Annotated in this window: 15 protein-coding genes and 1 other RNA gene; 8 read left to right on the plus strand and 8 right to left on the minus strand. The window is 57.9% G+C overall.

Going from position 1 to position 13,177, the window contains the following annotated elements; all coding sequences use genetic code 11:
- Positions 1–62: 62 nt before the first annotated feature.
- Positions 63–1,154 carry a tricarboxylate transporter gene (locus tag DHN10_RS10580; RefSeq protein WP_108815301.1) on the minus strand — a complete coding sequence of 364 codons (1,092 nt, stop codon included), beginning with the start codon at positions 1,152–1,154 and terminating at the stop codon, positions 63–65.
- Between the two features lie 136 nt (positions 1,155–1,290).
- On the opposite strand from DHN10_RS10580, the gene DHN10_RS10585 reads away from it, so the two are divergent.
- Together DHN10_RS10585 and DHN10_RS10590 are read left to right on the plus strand one after the other, a co-directional pair.
- Complete coding sequence (locus DHN10_RS10585) at positions 1,291–1,959, plus strand: response regulator transcription factor (RefSeq protein WP_108815302.1); 669 nt, start codon at positions 1,291–1,293, stop codon at positions 1,957–1,959.
- The gene (locus DHN10_RS10590; protein WP_108815303.1) at positions 1,956–3,332 is read left to right on the plus strand and encodes a sensor histidine kinase; all 1,377 of its coding nucleotides are present in this window, start codon (positions 1,956–1,958) and stop codon (positions 3,330–3,332) included. The genes DHN10_RS10585 and DHN10_RS10590 overlap by 4 nt, the downstream gene beginning before the upstream one ends.
- A 340-nt stretch (positions 3,333–3,672) precedes the next feature.
- On the opposite strand, the gene rnpB is transcribed toward DHN10_RS10590, so the two are convergent.
- The 7 genes from rnpB to DHN10_RS10620 all read right to left on the minus strand — a co-directional run bounded on the left by rnpB (position 3,673) and on the right by DHN10_RS10620 (position 8,087).
- Positions 3,673–4,052, minus strand: an RNA gene (rnpB, locus tag DHN10_RS10595) — RNase P RNA component class A.
- A gap of 12 nt (positions 4,053–4,064) precedes the next feature.
- Positions 4,065–4,685, minus strand: a complete 621-nt coding sequence (locus DHN10_RS10600) for an N-acetylmuramoyl-L-alanine amidase (RefSeq protein WP_108815304.1) — start codon at positions 4,683–4,685, stop codon at positions 4,065–4,067.
- Positions 4,686–4,744: 59 nt separating this feature from the next.
- Positions 4,745–5,524, minus strand: coding sequence for a hypothetical protein (locus DHN10_RS10605; RefSeq protein WP_108815305.1), 780 nt, complete (start codon positions 5,522–5,524; stop codon positions 4,745–4,747).
- Positions 5,525–5,565: 41 nt separating this feature from the next.
- Positions 5,566–7,053, minus strand: coding sequence for an Asp-tRNA(Asn)/Glu-tRNA(Gln) amidotransferase subunit GatA (gene gatA, locus DHN10_RS10610; protein WP_108815306.1), 1,488 nt, complete (start codon positions 7,051–7,053; stop codon positions 5,566–5,568).
- On the minus strand, positions 7,053–7,340 hold the full coding sequence (gene gatC / locus DHN10_RS10615; protein WP_108815307.1) for an Asp-tRNA(Asn)/Glu-tRNA(Gln) amidotransferase subunit GatC: 288 nt from the start codon (positions 7,338–7,340) through the stop codon (positions 7,053–7,055). The genes gatA and gatC overlap by 1 nt, the downstream gene beginning before the upstream one ends.
- 30 nt (positions 7,341–7,370) lie before the next feature.
- Positions 7,371–7,505: a hypothetical protein gene (locus tag DHN10_RS20100; protein ID WP_267895717.1), complete on the minus strand. Its 135-nt coding sequence runs from the start codon at positions 7,503–7,505 to the stop codon at positions 7,371–7,373.
- A 135-nt stretch (positions 7,506–7,640) separates the two neighbouring features.
- A complete protein-coding gene (locus DHN10_RS10620; protein ID WP_108815308.1) occupies positions 7,641–8,087 on the minus strand; it encodes a nucleoside deaminase in 447 nt (148 codons plus the stop codon).
- A gap of 90 nt (positions 8,088–8,177) precedes the next feature.
- Between DHN10_RS10620 and DHN10_RS10625 the strand changes: the two genes are divergently transcribed.
- The 6 genes from DHN10_RS10625 to DHN10_RS10650 all read left to right on the plus strand — a co-directional run bounded on the left by DHN10_RS10625 (position 8,178) and on the right by DHN10_RS10650 (position 13,173).
- On the plus strand, positions 8,178–8,978 hold the full coding sequence (locus DHN10_RS10625; protein ID WP_108815309.1) for a pseudouridine synthase: 801 nt from the start codon (positions 8,178–8,180) through the stop codon (positions 8,976–8,978).
- Positions 8,979–9,043: 65 nt separating this feature from the next.
- The gene (locus tag DHN10_RS10630) at positions 9,044–9,865 is read left to right on the plus strand and encodes a TerC family protein (protein ID WP_108815688.1); all 822 of its coding nucleotides are present in this window, start codon (positions 9,044–9,046) and stop codon (positions 9,863–9,865) included.
- A gap of 59 nt (positions 9,866–9,924) precedes the next feature.
- Entirely contained in the window at positions 9,925–10,125 is a 201-nt protein-coding gene (locus DHN10_RS10635) for a hypothetical protein (RefSeq protein WP_234417103.1), read from the plus strand.
- Positions 10,125–11,015, plus strand: coding sequence for a 5-bromo-4-chloroindolyl phosphate hydrolysis family protein (locus DHN10_RS10640; protein ID WP_108815311.1), 891 nt, complete (start codon positions 10,125–10,127; stop codon positions 11,013–11,015). Before DHN10_RS10635 ends, DHN10_RS10640 begins: the two co-directional genes overlap by 1 nt.
- Positions 11,015–12,208, plus strand: a complete 1,194-nt coding sequence (locus tag DHN10_RS10645; protein WP_108815312.1) for a toxic anion resistance protein — start codon at positions 11,015–11,017, stop codon at positions 12,206–12,208. The genes DHN10_RS10640 and DHN10_RS10645 overlap by 1 nt, the downstream gene beginning before the upstream one ends.
- Positions 12,209–12,225: 17 nt before the next feature.
- The gene (locus tag DHN10_RS10650) at positions 12,226–13,173 is read left to right on the plus strand and encodes a DUF2927 domain-containing protein (RefSeq protein ID WP_234417104.1); all 948 of its coding nucleotides are present in this window, start codon (positions 12,226–12,228) and stop codon (positions 13,171–13,173) included.
- Positions 13,174–13,177: the final 4 nt, after the last annotated feature.

Consider the following 13,177-nt stretch of genomic DNA (forward strand, 5'->3'; position numbering starts at 1 on the left):
GTCTGTTATGTGCTGAAAAAGAAGAAACCCCACCCGCCGGTCAGCGGATGGGGCGTTAGTGGTTACTGAAGGACGACGCCGTAACGCTCGCTCAGCCAGTTGATCACGAAGTCTTTGGCTTCTTGTGGCACGTCGGTCGCGCTGGCCATGGCGGTCTGCGCGGCAGAACCTGTCAGCTGTGGGTACACGCCAAGACGCGCGCGGCTGATCTCGGCGAAATCATCACGCTCTTGGATGGCGGCGAAGGCTTCCGTGAAGGTGGCAACTGCGTTGTCAGGTGCGCCTGCAGGCAGGAAGACCATCTTTTGTGCGGGGAAACCTGCAACGAAGAAGGCTTTCCATGCATCCCACTGTTCGCCGGATGTTTCACAGCCTTCTGTGGCTTCACAGACTTCTTTGAACGTCGGCATGTCAGGGAATGTTGGGTCGCGCACGATGTTGCCATCTGCGTCCAATGCACCAAACGAGAACCAAGGCGCAGCTGTGCCAGCTTCGACCAGCGGTGTCACGCCGGACAGGAAGCTAGAGGATGTCTGATAGTCGATGTTGGCTTCGCCGCGCTCAAACATCAGACGACCATCGCCGCGGCCTTCGATTCCGAAAACAGGCTCAACCTGCAAACCCAGCATTTCCCATGCCAGAAGTGGCACGAGGTCAAGACGAGTGGCCCCCTGAGAGCCGTAGATGAAATCTTCGCCCTGCAATGCAGACGCATCGCCACCGTCGCCAAGTTGCGCGGACAGCTCTGGCGGCAAGTAGGCCACACCGCCTGTGCCGGAGGCCAAAACCACGTTCCAGTCGCTGTATTCATAACGCACGCGCGGATCGCTTAGCAGGTAGGGGAACTGCGTGGAGCCGGACGAACCAAAGATGGTCGTGCCGTCTTCATATCCCATTTCCTGAAACGCATTCGCACCTTTGGTAGAACCAGCACCGGGATTGAAGGTCACAACGACGGTGGGGTTGCCGGGCAGAGCCTCGGACAGAAGCGGCGCGTAAAAGTTGGCCCATTTGGCCGATCCACCTGTTTCAGAGAACGGGATGATCCATTCAACTGTCTTGCCGGACAGATCAATCTGATGACCGTCAGCCACAGACTGTGTCGCCACCAAAGCGGATGTGAGCGCAAGCGCGGCCAGTGTTTTCTTAAGCATTTGTTTTCCTCCCAGACGGACCTGCTTGGCCCTGTAATTAAGAATCAGAAGGCCTCCGCGCCTTCTTGATGATGTCACCTTGTAGTGGCATCCTTGCGTGAACCTTGCATCGCCGAATTAATCTGAAAGGCAGCCTGTGCAGATCCTCGTTGTTGAAGACAATATCTCTGTTGCTAAAGGCATTCGCTACTATTTGCGCGATGCTGGCCATGCGGTCGACTTGGTTCACAACGGGGCCGAGGCCGACGCGGTGCTGCGAGATGATAACGCAGACATTGTTGTGCTGGACATCAACCTGCCGAACATGGACGGGCTGACGATTTTACGGCGTATGCGGGCACGGGATGATCAAAGACCGATTCTGTTGCTCACTGCGCAATCAGAGACGGAAGATAAGATTACAGGCCTAGACGCAGGGGCCGATGACTACCTCGGCAAACCGTTCGAGATGGACGAATTCGGGGCGCGCATCAGAGCATTGTCGCGCCGCGTAACCGAAAAACCAAAACAGCTAAGAGCCGTTGGGGATATTCATTTCGACCAGACAGCGCGAATGGTTGTCGGCCCAGACGGTCCGCTTGATATCCCCCGTCGCGAGGTTGCTTTGTTCGAACGACTTTTGATGGCCAACGGGCGCATCGTGTCAAAACAGGCCCTGCTTGATAGCCTCTATGGGACCGGCGCGGATGTCGATGAACCTGTCGTGGAAGTCTATGTGTCGCGGCTGCGCAAAAGGCTGCGACCCTTCGGAATTGTAATCAACGTGAAACGCGGGCTTGGGTACATGCTTCAAGGAACTGCATGAGGAACAGTCTTTCCCTTCGCGGGCGTTTGACGCTGATCATCCTGCTGCCTCTCATACTTGTTGCGACCCTTGTTGGCGTGTGGGCCTACTTTGATGCCCAGACCAATGCTGCGGAACGATTTGATCGCTCTTTACTTTCTACCGCACTTGCGATCTCGCGCGATACGGCGGTGACTGGTGGCGATGCGCTCAGCGAAGAAACCCGCGATTTACTGCGCGACACATCCGGCGGAGCGGTGTTTTACCATGTCTATGCGCCAGACGGCGTGTTCGTGACCGGATACGCAACGCCTCCCGTGCCACCAAGCCCGATCGTTCCGGAAACGAGCCAGACTTATTTTGATGCCTTCTATCAAGGCGCCCCCGTGCGCGCCTTGCGGTTTTCTCAGACGACAACAATTGATGGCATTTCCGGCCCGTTTACGTTTTCCGTCTGGCAAAAGATATCGGTGCGCGACGGGTTTGTGGCAACGCGCACGGGTCCTGTGTTTTTGATCATCGCTGCGTTGATCGGTGCCTTGGCGATCATCGTGTGGTTTGGCGTTGCACGTGGATTGGCCCCGCTCATCGAATTGGAAGACGCCATCGCCCGCCGCTCTGCCAGTGATTTATCGCCGATCAAACGGCGCATCCCTCAAGAGGTCACTGGGATTGTCGGGCGGTTCAACAAACTGCTCGATGATCTATCCCGAACGCTGGACGCAAAGAACGCCTTTATCTCTGACGCAGCGCATCAATTGCGCAATCCTATCGCAGGTGTGCTGACCCTCGCTGAGTCCGTGGCGAATGCCAAAACGCTCGCCGATAAAGATGAACGATCCGCCGATCTTCTTGATGCGGCACGCAGTGCGGGGCAGTTGGCCAATAATTTGCTAACCTTGGAGCGAGCACAAGCAAATGTGCCAGATCAAAATATGGCCCGCTTCGACCCATTGATCCTCCTGCACCACATCGCAAAAAAGAGTGCAGCAGTCGCCAGTGAGCGCGGGATAGCATTCCAAGCGAACATCGAAGAACGTGTCCTGCATTTGACCGGCGATCCGGTGATGTTTGAACAGGCCATCCTCAACATCATCACCAACGCACTGGACCACGGCGGCCCTCAGCTCTCCAGGATTGATATGACCGCAAAAGCTAAAGGCGATAGTCTCGTGGTTACAGTCTGGGATGATGGTAAAGGCATCCCAGAACGTGACTTTGATCGCGCCTTGGGGCGCTTTAGCCAAATTGGACCGAGTGCCGGATCAGGGCTTGGCCTGCCAATCGCGACAGCGGTCGCTAAAAGCTTCGAAGGCACGGTAAAGTTGAGAAATGAAAAAGGAAAATTCGAAGTCGTTTTCAGCTGCCCTCTCAAGGCGGCGATTTCGGCTTGAAAGCCGAGCAATTTTTGCCGAACGATTTTGGCGACTTCGGCACAGATCACAATCATCTCTTATGGAGATTGAGCAACACCGAAACCCAGAAAGAATAGCAAACAATAATTCTGCGAGTTGATGCAATCGGCTTTCCACGAGTTTCGCCAGTCCAAGTTTCAGGCGGCAAAAGTGCCCGTTGCGCGAGGCGAACAAGTTGCTCGGGAACGGCCGGTTTGGCGATATGAGCTGGGTAGCAGCGAATGACCTGCTGCAAATGCGAGGGCATGCCGCGTCAGCAATAGACGCAGCTGCACAAGTCCGGTTTGTCCGCCAAGCAGACTTCCAAAAACCCATATTATTGCGCGGATGGCCTATAAGCCGGATTCTGTCTTAGGTGATTTGCCAAAGGCAATTCACCCGAGATGACCATTCATCTGGGCCGCCTGTTACCAGACGCCCTCTAGCTGCCAACCCGGACCGTCTGGGGTTCAAGCATCCCCGTCTTGCGACGCGAGGTCCCTATTTGGCATTGCTCCCGGTGGGGCTTGCCGTGCCGCTTGCGTTGCCGCTTGCGCGGTGGGCTCTTACCCCACCGTTTCACCGTGACCACGCATGCGTGGTCGTCTGTTCTCTGTGGCGCTTTCCCTGGGGTTACCCCCGCCGGGTGTTACCCGGCACCGTGCTTTGTGGAGTCCGGACTTTCCTCGACATCGCTGCCGCAGCCATCCAGCCATCCGCGCAACAGTGGGGTTAGGCCCAAGCCGCGTTCACGTCAACGGGGAAACGTTGAGACAGGTTTCGGATCATGCCAGCATCAGTTGCATCAAGTGGCCCCGCCGCATGCGGTCGGAAACGTGAACGGAAAACCTTTAACAGAAGATCTTCGTCATCTGTCGCCGTGCAACCAAAACTCCGCATCCATCGGACAAAGCCCGCAGGATCATCAGCGGCCCAATCTGTGGGCCATACCGACATTCCCTCAAGCGCCAGTCTGCGCCAGTCAAACCGTACCCCCGGATCGATCTTGCGCCCCGGTGCCATGTCGGAATGCCCGATCACCCTTTCAGGCCGGATACCCCAACGTGCCTTGATCCCCGTCAGCAGATCAGTCAGCGCATCCATCTGTGGTGCTGCAAATGGCACAAAGCCAGTATTGGCCAGTTCAATCCCGATAGAGCGGCTGTTCACATCCGTTACGCTGCCCCACTGCCCCCTGCCCGCATGCCAGGCACGCATTGCCTCGGGCACCAGTGACAGGGCTTCCCCATCTTCCGCAATCAGGTAGTGCGCGGACACTTCGGTTTTCGGATTGGACAGCGTTTCTACCGCCGCCGCCGCAGATGCCATTGCCGTATAGTGGATTACCACCATATCAGGCGTTGCACCGTCGCGGCGCGGCCCTTGGTTGGGCGAGGACCGCGTTGTCAGTTTCAGTTGCTGATCGCCTGAATGAACGGGGCCGGGTCCCAGCCGCAGGCAAACCCATCACCATCAGGATCAAGGCCGCGTCGATCACGCTCTGGCCCACCGCGTGCAAGGAAATCACGCTGTGCGTCGTCCGGGGTCAGATAGGTCGCGCAATTGCGTTGGAACCGCCCCTGCCCCGAAAAGATCGAGCGGCTGTACCATTCTTGCCCTTTCACGTTGGGCGCGTTCAGCGCGTATTCCACGATATTGGGGCCGGTATTCGCGGGGCGCTCTGGTACTGCGGTGGGGTTGACCTGTTCGCGCGCGGCTGCTTGGGCTGCGCGTCGCTCTGCATCGCTTTCGATCGTTTCGCGCCCTGAAACTGCATCAAAGCTCTGCTCATCCGACAGCCCCGTGGTTCCCGCGAGTGCGGGGGCGGGGTTGCTGGGTGACGCATCGATACCTTGGGTGCGCAACGGATCGCTGCCCAGATTTGGCGCTGTCGCCTGCGGCGTCTGTGCCGTTTGTTGTGGCGCCGGTTGCCCCGTTGGAGCCGTTGAACCGATCCCAGCCTGCGCCAATGCGCTCCGCGGGATGGCTTGGCCGGTTGACGGCAGTGCATTCACCTGCGGCGGTGGCACAATTGAGGCCGTCTGGCCGTTCAGCGCGGCCTCGCGTCGGGCTCGGTCCAGTTCAAACTGTGAAAAGTCATCAAAGCCGATGCCGCGTTCGCGTGGCACCTCGGAGGGGCTGCAAGCCGCCAACCCAACGGCCAAGGCGGCAAAGAGAATGCCCGATTTCATGATATCTCACCTGTTATACTGCGTCGTCTTTGGCCAGCAGCCTACCACCACTTTGCAGGCTTGGCCACAAATCCGGCTGACTGCTCTAGGCTGTAAGCCACATTCAGCAAATCCGCCTCTTCCCAAGGCCGGCCAATCAGTTGCAAACCCAGCGGTAGCCCCTGCTTGTCAACGCCGGTTGGCACCGCAATGCCGGGCAGGCCTGCAAGGTTCACCGTCACGGTGAAGACATCGTTGAGATACATCTGGATCGGGTCCGCATCCGCCATTTCACCCAGACCAAAGGCCGCAGAGGGGGTGGCCGGTGTCAGGATCGCATCCACGCCGTCGGCAAAGACTTTATCAAAGTCCTGTTTGATCAATGCCCGCACACGGCGTGCGCGGTTATAGTAAGCATCATAGAAACCCGCCGACAGCACATAGGTGCCCACCATCACACGGCGCTGCACCTCAGGCCCAAACCCTTCCGCGCGGGTTTTTTCGTACATCTCGGTGATGCCATCGCCCTGTGCCAGTTTGGCACGATGTCCGAACCGCACGCCATCATAACGGGCAAGGTTCGATGATGCCTCAGCCGGGGCAATCACATAGTACGCAGGCAGCGCATATTTGGTGTGCGGCAGGGTGATATCGACAATCTTGGCCCCTGCGTCTTTCAGCATGGTCGTGCCATCGGCCCAAAGCTGTTCAATCTCTTGGGGCATACCATCCATACGGTATTCCTTGGGAATACCTATAGTTTTGCCTTTGATGTCGCCGGTCAGGGCAGCTTCAAAGTTCGGCACAGCCAGATCAGCGCTGGTGCTGTCCTTGGGGTCATGACCACACATCGCTTCAAGCATGATCGCTGCATCGCGCACGTCTTTGGTCATGGGTCCGGCCTGATCGAGGGACGAGGCAAAAGCCACAACGCCCCAGCGGGAGACACGGCCATAGGTCGGTTTCATGCCGGTGATGCCCACAAAGGCCGCGGGCTGGCGAATGGACCCGCCCGTATCAGTGCCGGTTGCAGCCAAACAGAGATCAGCTGCAACAGCGCTCGCCGATCCGCCGGAGGACCCACCGGGCGTCAGAGCGGCATCATCATTGCCACGCCGCCATGGGTTGACCGCATCGGCGTAGACGGACGTTTCGTTGGACGAACCCATCGCGAATTCATCCATGTTGAGCTTGCCCAACATGACTGCACCCGCATCGAAAAGCTGTGTGGTGACAGTGGATTCGTATTCCGGCTTGAAGCCTTCGAGAATACGGCTGGCGGCCTGACTGGGCACGCCTTTGGTGCAGAACAGGTCTTTGATCCCAAGCGGGATGCCGCACATGTCAGGGGCATCGCCCGCCTTGATACGTGCGTCGGCTGCGGCGGCCTGCTGATTGGCGATCTCTGGGGTGTTGTGGACAAATGCGCCCAGCGCGCCAGCGCCTTCGATCTCGGACAGGCAAGCGGCCGTAATCTCGGCGCTGGATGTGTCGCCTTTGCGCATGGCGTCACGGGCTTGGGCGATGGTCAGTTTGCTAAGGTCAGACATTATTCAACCACCTTCGGCACGGCAAAAAACCCTTCACGGGCATCGGGAGCGTTCTTGAGGACAGCCTCTTGCTGGCTGCCATCTGTGACCACATCCTCACGGCGCTTCAGACGCTGCGGGGTCACAGATGTCATCGGCTCAACCCCCTCAACATCAACCTCGTTGAGTTGCTCGATGAACCCCAGAATAGCGCTGAATTCAGATGCGAGCGCGGGAAGCGCCTCATCTTCGACCTTGATACGGGCCAGCTTGGCCACGCGGCGGGCGGTTTCGGTGTCAATCGACATGGGTGTCTCCGATAAATCTTTGTCCTGCGTTTACCGCCACTGCGGGGCAGTCGCAAGCATATGGCGGGTGCAAACATGGATCATCCAGCCCAGCATGATGCCATTGAGGATATGCCAGATGAAATGCGAGCCGCACGGATCAGAAAAACGGGCGGTACCCAGCATGCACCGCACCTCACTGCTTTGGTGTTATCCTGTCCAGATCACGGCGGAGGGCGACGAGAAATCACAACAGATGATCCAACCGCGTCGCCAAACTTTCTTGGAAAGTTTGCAGCCAATTCTTGTACCAAGAATTGATCAGCGTTTCGCGGCAAAGAAATCGCGCAACATTTCTTCCGCAGCTTGCGCGTCAAGCCCATCGTAGACCTCTGGCACATGATGGCATTGCGCATGGCTGAACACTCGCGGACCCTGCGCAACACCGCCGGACTTTGGATCCGATGCCCCATAATAAAGCCGCGCAATCCGCGCATTGCTGATGGCTGCCGCACACATCGGGCACGGCTCTAGCGTGACATAGAGGTCATGCCCCGCCAACCGTTCTTGCCCCAATACGGCACAAGCAGCGCGGATCGCCAACACTTCAGCATGTGCGGTGGGATCGTTCAGCTCGCGGGTGCGGTTGCCTGCTTGCGCGACAACGCCCTCAGGGCCAACAATCACCGCGCCGACGGGCACCTCACCGCGCGCGGCGGCGGCGCGGGCCTCTTCCATTGCGATATGCATGTAGCTGCGAAAATCCATGTTTGAGTGATGCCTGCTGGGCCGCTGTTCGGCAAGAGGCCCGGCATTCGGCAATTGCACGAGCGTCGCCAAGGCACTACACCGCGCCACATGACTGACACCCCTCCCCCCGGCGACCGCATCGCCAAAGTCCTGTCTCGCGCAGGCATCGCCAGCCGCCGCGAGGCGGAGCGCATGATCGCCGATGGTCGCGTCAGCGTGAATGGCAAAACCATCACCAGCCCGGCGCTGAACATCACACCTGACGACAAGATTGTCGTCGATGGCAAACAAGTGGGCGAACCTGATGTGGCCCGGCTTTGGCTTTATCACAAGCCTGCGGGTCTGGTGACAACCGAACGGGACGAGAAAGACCGGCCCACCGTCTTTGGTGCGTTGCCCGAAAATATGCCACGGGTGATGTCCGTAGGGCGGCTTGATCTGAATTCCGAAGGGCTGCTGTTGCTGACCAATGATGGTGAGATGAAGCGCAAGCTGGAATTGCCCAGCACCGGCTGGCTGCGCCGCTACCGTGTCCGCATCAATGGATCGGTGAGCGAGGCAAAGTTGGACGAATTGCGCGCGGGCATCACAGTGGAAGGGATCACCTATCAGCCAATGGTCGTCACTTTCGATCGCCAGCAAGGGGCCAACGCATGGCTGACCGTCAGCTTGCGCGAAGGCAAGAACCGCGAAATCAGGCGTGCGATGGGCGAGATCGGCGTGACTGTGAATCGTTTGATCCGAGTCAGCTATGGGCCATTCCAGCTGGCCAACCTCAAGCAAGGCGAGGTCGAGGAATTGCGGCAACGTGTGGTCCGTGATCAGCTGGGAATTTCCGACAAACCCACACCCACCCGCGTGCGCAAACCTGCCAACAGGCCACTAAAGGGGAAAAAGCGCTCACGTTGAACCTTGTCCTGCTCATAGTGTTATGCATGGTAGTGTCACAATAAAAAACGCTGGGGACTATGACGTTGGCTGACCTGATTACGCTGGAAAACGCGACCAACCTGATCATGCTGTGCTTTTTGCAAGCTGTTTTGGGCTTTGATAACCTTCTTTATATCTCGATTGAGAGCCAACGCGCACCTGTGGCCCACCAAAAAGCGGTGCGCATGTGGGGCATCATCATTGCGGTGGTCCTGCGAGTCGTTCTGCTTTTCGTGATGATCAGCCTGATCGATGCGCTGGCCGAACCATTCTTTATCATGGACTGGGAAGGCGTGCTGGAAGGCGGAGTGAACTTTGCCACTGTCGTCTTTGTCTTTGGTGGTATTTTCATCATGTATACGGCGGTGAAAGAAATCGCCCATATGCTGTCGGTGGAACATCTGGGCCATGATGTGAATGGCAAAACAGGCAAATCCGCCGTTCAGGTGGTGATGTTGATCGTGATCATGAACCTGATCTTCTCGTTTGACTCCGTCCTGTCCGCGCTGGCCATCACCGATGTTTTCCCGATCCTCGCCTTTGCGATCATCCTGTCCGGTATCGCAATGCTGCTACTGGCCGACGGGGTGACACGGTTCCTGGAAAAGAACCGGATGTATGAGGTGCTGGGCCTGTTTATCCTGCTGATTGTCGGTGTTGTGCTTTTGGGTGAGGCGGGGCCCGCCGCCGCCCATGCGATGCATGACGATGCCTTGCAGATCAAAGTCTTTGGTCAGGACATCATTCCGATGTCGAAATCGACATTCTACTTCTCTGTTGTGGTGCTGGTTGCCGTGGAAATCATCCAATCGGGCTATAGTCGCAAGCTGAATGCAGAGCGCGCAGCGCATCAGAAAGCCTCGTAAAACAAGAGGTTCATGCCTATCTGAACGGTAACCTACCTGACGGAGAGATCTAAAACATGATGCGATTGATCCTAGTGGCGGCCTTTGTGGCAGTGATGGCAATCACACTGATCTGGGCGATGGGCACGATACAAGCGGTCGCACAAAGCGCCGTTGGAAAGGACAACACGACGATGCCGGTCAAATTTCGACGGATCACATATATCCTGCTGGTTTTGCTGATGCTCGGCGTCGCCTCTGGCCTTTTGGGGGCCGCGTAATGGCTAAACGATTTGGCGGAAAATACAGCCCCGATGGGCAGGCCTCTGGCCCGCGCGACACTGTACAGGCCGCAAATCCTGTGGCCGGTGGTGCGGCGATCAAACTGCTGTATCTGCCGCCGATCCTGCTTGCATTCACCTCTCTCAACAATGGGGCCGCTACGTTGGTTCTGGCCCTGATCGGTGCCGCGATCCTGACGCTGGCCGCATGGATGCTTGGCGAAGGGGTCGAGGCCGAAGCGGCCTATAACGCCCGCAAGGTTGCCCGTCGCCCCGCGATACCGCGCAAGATGATGGCCTCTGCCCTTACTGGGATCGGCACGGCGATTGCAGCCTATACCGGGGACAGCGGCATTGTCGCGTCGGCGCTTTATGGTATTGCCGCCGCAGGTTTGCACATCGCCACCTTTGGCATCGATCCGATGACAGACAAACGCATGGAGGGCGTCGATACCTTCCAACAGGATCGCGTTGCCCGCGTGGTGGACGAGGCTGAAACCTACCTTGATGTGATGAAATCGCAGATTGAAGGGCTGTCTGACCGCCGTCTGACGGATCGTGTGACGGATTTTCAAACCGTCGCCCGCCGGATGATCCGCACGGTCGAAGAAGACCCGCGCGACCTGACCGGCGCGCGCAAGTTTCTGGGCGTCTATCTGATGGGCGCCCGCGATGCGACGATCAAATTTGTCGATCTTTACAGCCGCAACAATGACGCCGATGCCCGCGCCAACTATGAGGCGCTGCTGGTCGATCTGAAAGAAAACTTTGCTGCCCGCACCGAAAAGATGCTGCTGGATGACCGCAGTGACATGGATGTGGAAATAAACGTGCTACGCGACCGCCTTCAGCGGGAAGGCGTCAGCCTGAAACCAAGAGGGAATGATTAATGTCTGAAACTGTACGCCAGAAAGCCGAAGCCGCCTTGGCTGACGTTGAAAAAATCACCGCAGTTGTTTTGGCCGAACCCAAGGGTGACGTCGTGCCGCTGGACAAGGCCGATGCCCCCACCAGCGACGAAATCAACAAGCGCGTGGCCGAATTGGACATGTCCGACACCAACTCTATTGTGTCATTTGGCTCTGCCGCGCAGGCGGAATTGCAGGAAATCAGCCAATCCATGCTGGCTGGCGTGCGCAACAAGGACGTAGGCCCTGCGGGTGACAGCCTGCGCAACATCGTCACAACAATTCGTGGGTTCTCGATCTCTGAACTGGACGTGCGCCGTGAACGTAGCTGGTGGGAAAAACTGCTGGGCCGTGCCGCCCCTATGGCCAAATTCGCCGCCCGTTTTGAAGAGGTGCAGGGCCAGATTGATCACATTACTGATGACCTGCTCAAGCATGAACATGTGCTGCTCAAGGATATCGAAAGCCTTGATACGCTTTATGATAAGACGCTCAGCTTCTACGACGAGTTGGGTCTGTATATAGCAGCCGGAGAAGCGAAGCTTGCGGATCTTGACACCAACACGATCCCCGCAAAAGAGGCCGAAGTGCAGGCCGCCGCAGAAAATGACGCCGTGATGAAAGCGCAGGAATTGCGCGACATGCGTGCCGCGCGTGATGATTTGGAACGCCGCGTGCATGATCTGAAACTGACCCGTCAGGTGACGATGCAATCGCTGCCGTCGATCAGGCTGGTGCAGGAAAACGACAAATCACTGGTGACCAAGATCAACTCGACACTGGTCAACACCGTGCCGCTTTGGGAAACTCAACTGGCGCAGGCCGTCACCATCCAACGCTCTGCCGAGGCGGCCGAAGCGGTGCGCGATGCCAATGATCTGACCAACGAATTGCTCAAGGCTAACGCTGAAAACCTGCGCACAGCAAACAAGACAATCCGCGAGGAAATGGAACGCGGCGTGTTTGACATCAACGCGGTGAAAGAGGCCAACGCCAACCTGATCGCCACGATCAACGAAAGCCTTGAAATCGCCGATGAAGGCAAGCGCAAGCGTGCCGAGGCCGAGGTCGAGTTACAGAAGATGGAGCAAGAGCTGAAAGAGACGCTCGCCTCTGCCAAAGCCCGCAAGACGGGCACCGGTGACACCATCGGTACTGCGGCCGGCGCCGAATAAACATGGGGTTTGGGGGCATGCCGCGACGCGCCATCATGCTTGTCTGTGCGGCAGGCCTGATGGGCTGCGAGCTGTTCATGCCCCCGATTCCACCTGCGCCACTGCCTGTGCCCGTAGAACCCGCGATGCCAGCAGCACCCGTCGTGACCCCACCCAGCCAAGCCAGCCGTGATCTGGCAACGTATTACAAGCGCCTGCAAAACGACCTGCTGGCGCAAGGGCTGCTGCGCGGAGATGGTGGCGGGCCGGATACGCCTTTCACAGATACGCAACTGGCGCGCAACTTCGTGCGCATCGCACTGTTCAACGAATACCGCGATGACAGCGATTTCCAGCGGCCCCAAGCGACGGTTTCCAAGCTGCGCCGCTGGGCCAACCCTATTCGGATGTCGGTTGAATTTGGCGACACTGTTCCACTGGCTCAGCGCGATGCAGATCGGGTGAGCGTGACCAGCTATGCCGCGCGACTGTCGCGCGCCAGCGGCGTGCCAGTGACAATCACCGATGAAAACCCCAACTTTCATGTTCTGTTTCTTGGCGAAGATGATCGGCGGAACTACGGTGACGCGCTGCGCGCACTGATCCCCAACATCTCGGACGCGACTGTGCGGACATTCGTGAACCTGCCACGCGAACAGCTTTGCGTGGTGATTGGCACATTCGCCGCCGGGCAGTCCACCTATACCAAAGCTGTCGCCATGATCCGCGCCGAACATCCCAACCTGATGCGCAGCGCCTGTATCCATGAAGAACTGGCCCAAGGCATGGGCCTGGCCAACGACAGCCCTGGTGCCCGTCCTTCGATCTTTAACGACGACGAAGAATTCGCGCTGCTGACACGTCACGACGAACTCTTGCTGCGGATGCTCTACGATCCGCGTCTGCAAGCGGGCATGGATCCCGCCGTTGCCGCCCCCATCGCCCGTGTGATTGCACGGGATTACCTGGCGGCAGGAGCAAGCTAACCAC

This window comes from Loktanella sp. Alg231-35 (assembly GCF_900143545.1).
Taxonomy (GTDB): Bacteria; Pseudomonadota; Alphaproteobacteria; order Rhodobacterales; family Rhodobacteraceae; genus Yoonia.

Coding starts and splice junctions, on each gene's coding strand:
- DHN10_RS20100 (WP_267895717.1), bottom strand. CDS start 7,505: ATGCTGGGTACCGCCCGTTTTTCTGATCCGTGCGGCTCGCATTTCATC.
- DHN10_RS10600 (WP_108815304.1), bottom strand. CDS start 4,685: ATGGTGGTAATCCACTATACGGCAATGGCATCTGCGGCGGCGGCGGTA.
- DHN10_RS10590 (WP_108815303.1), top strand. CDS start 1,956: ATGAGGAACAGTCTTTCCCTTCGCGGGCGTTTGACGCTGATCATCCTG.
- DHN10_RS10640 (WP_108815311.1), top strand. CDS start 10,125: ATGGCTAAACGATTTGGCGGAAAATACAGCCCCGATGGGCAGGCCTCT.
- DHN10_RS10645 (WP_108815312.1), top strand. CDS start 11,015: ATGTCTGAAACTGTACGCCAGAAAGCCGAAGCCGCCTTGGCTGACGTT.
- DHN10_RS10625 (WP_108815309.1), top strand. CDS start 8,178: ATGACTGACACCCCTCCCCCCGGCGACCGCATCGCCAAAGTCCTGTCT.
- DHN10_RS10620 (WP_108815308.1), bottom strand. CDS start 8,087: ATGGATTTTCGCAGCTACATGCATATCGCAATGGAAGAGGCCCGCGCC.
- DHN10_RS10635 (WP_234417103.1), top strand. CDS start 9,925: ATGCGATTGATCCTAGTGGCGGCCTTTGTGGCAGTGATGGCAATCACA.
- gatC (WP_108815307.1), bottom strand. CDS start 7,340: ATGTCGATTGACACCGAAACCGCCCGCCGCGTGGCCAAGCTGGCCCGT.
- DHN10_RS10580 (WP_108815301.1), bottom strand. CDS start 1,154: ATGCTTAAGAAAACACTGGCCGCGCTTGCGCTCACATCCGCTTTGGTG.
- DHN10_RS10605 (WP_108815305.1), bottom strand. CDS start 5,524: ATGAAATCGGGCATTCTCTTTGCCGCCTTGGCCGTTGGGTTGGCGGCT.
- gatA (WP_108815306.1), bottom strand. CDS start 7,053: ATGTCTGACCTTAGCAAACTGACCATCGCCCAAGCCCGTGACGCCATG.
- DHN10_RS10650 (WP_234417104.1), top strand. CDS start 12,226: ATGCCGCGACGCGCCATCATGCTTGTCTGTGCGGCAGGCCTGATGGGC.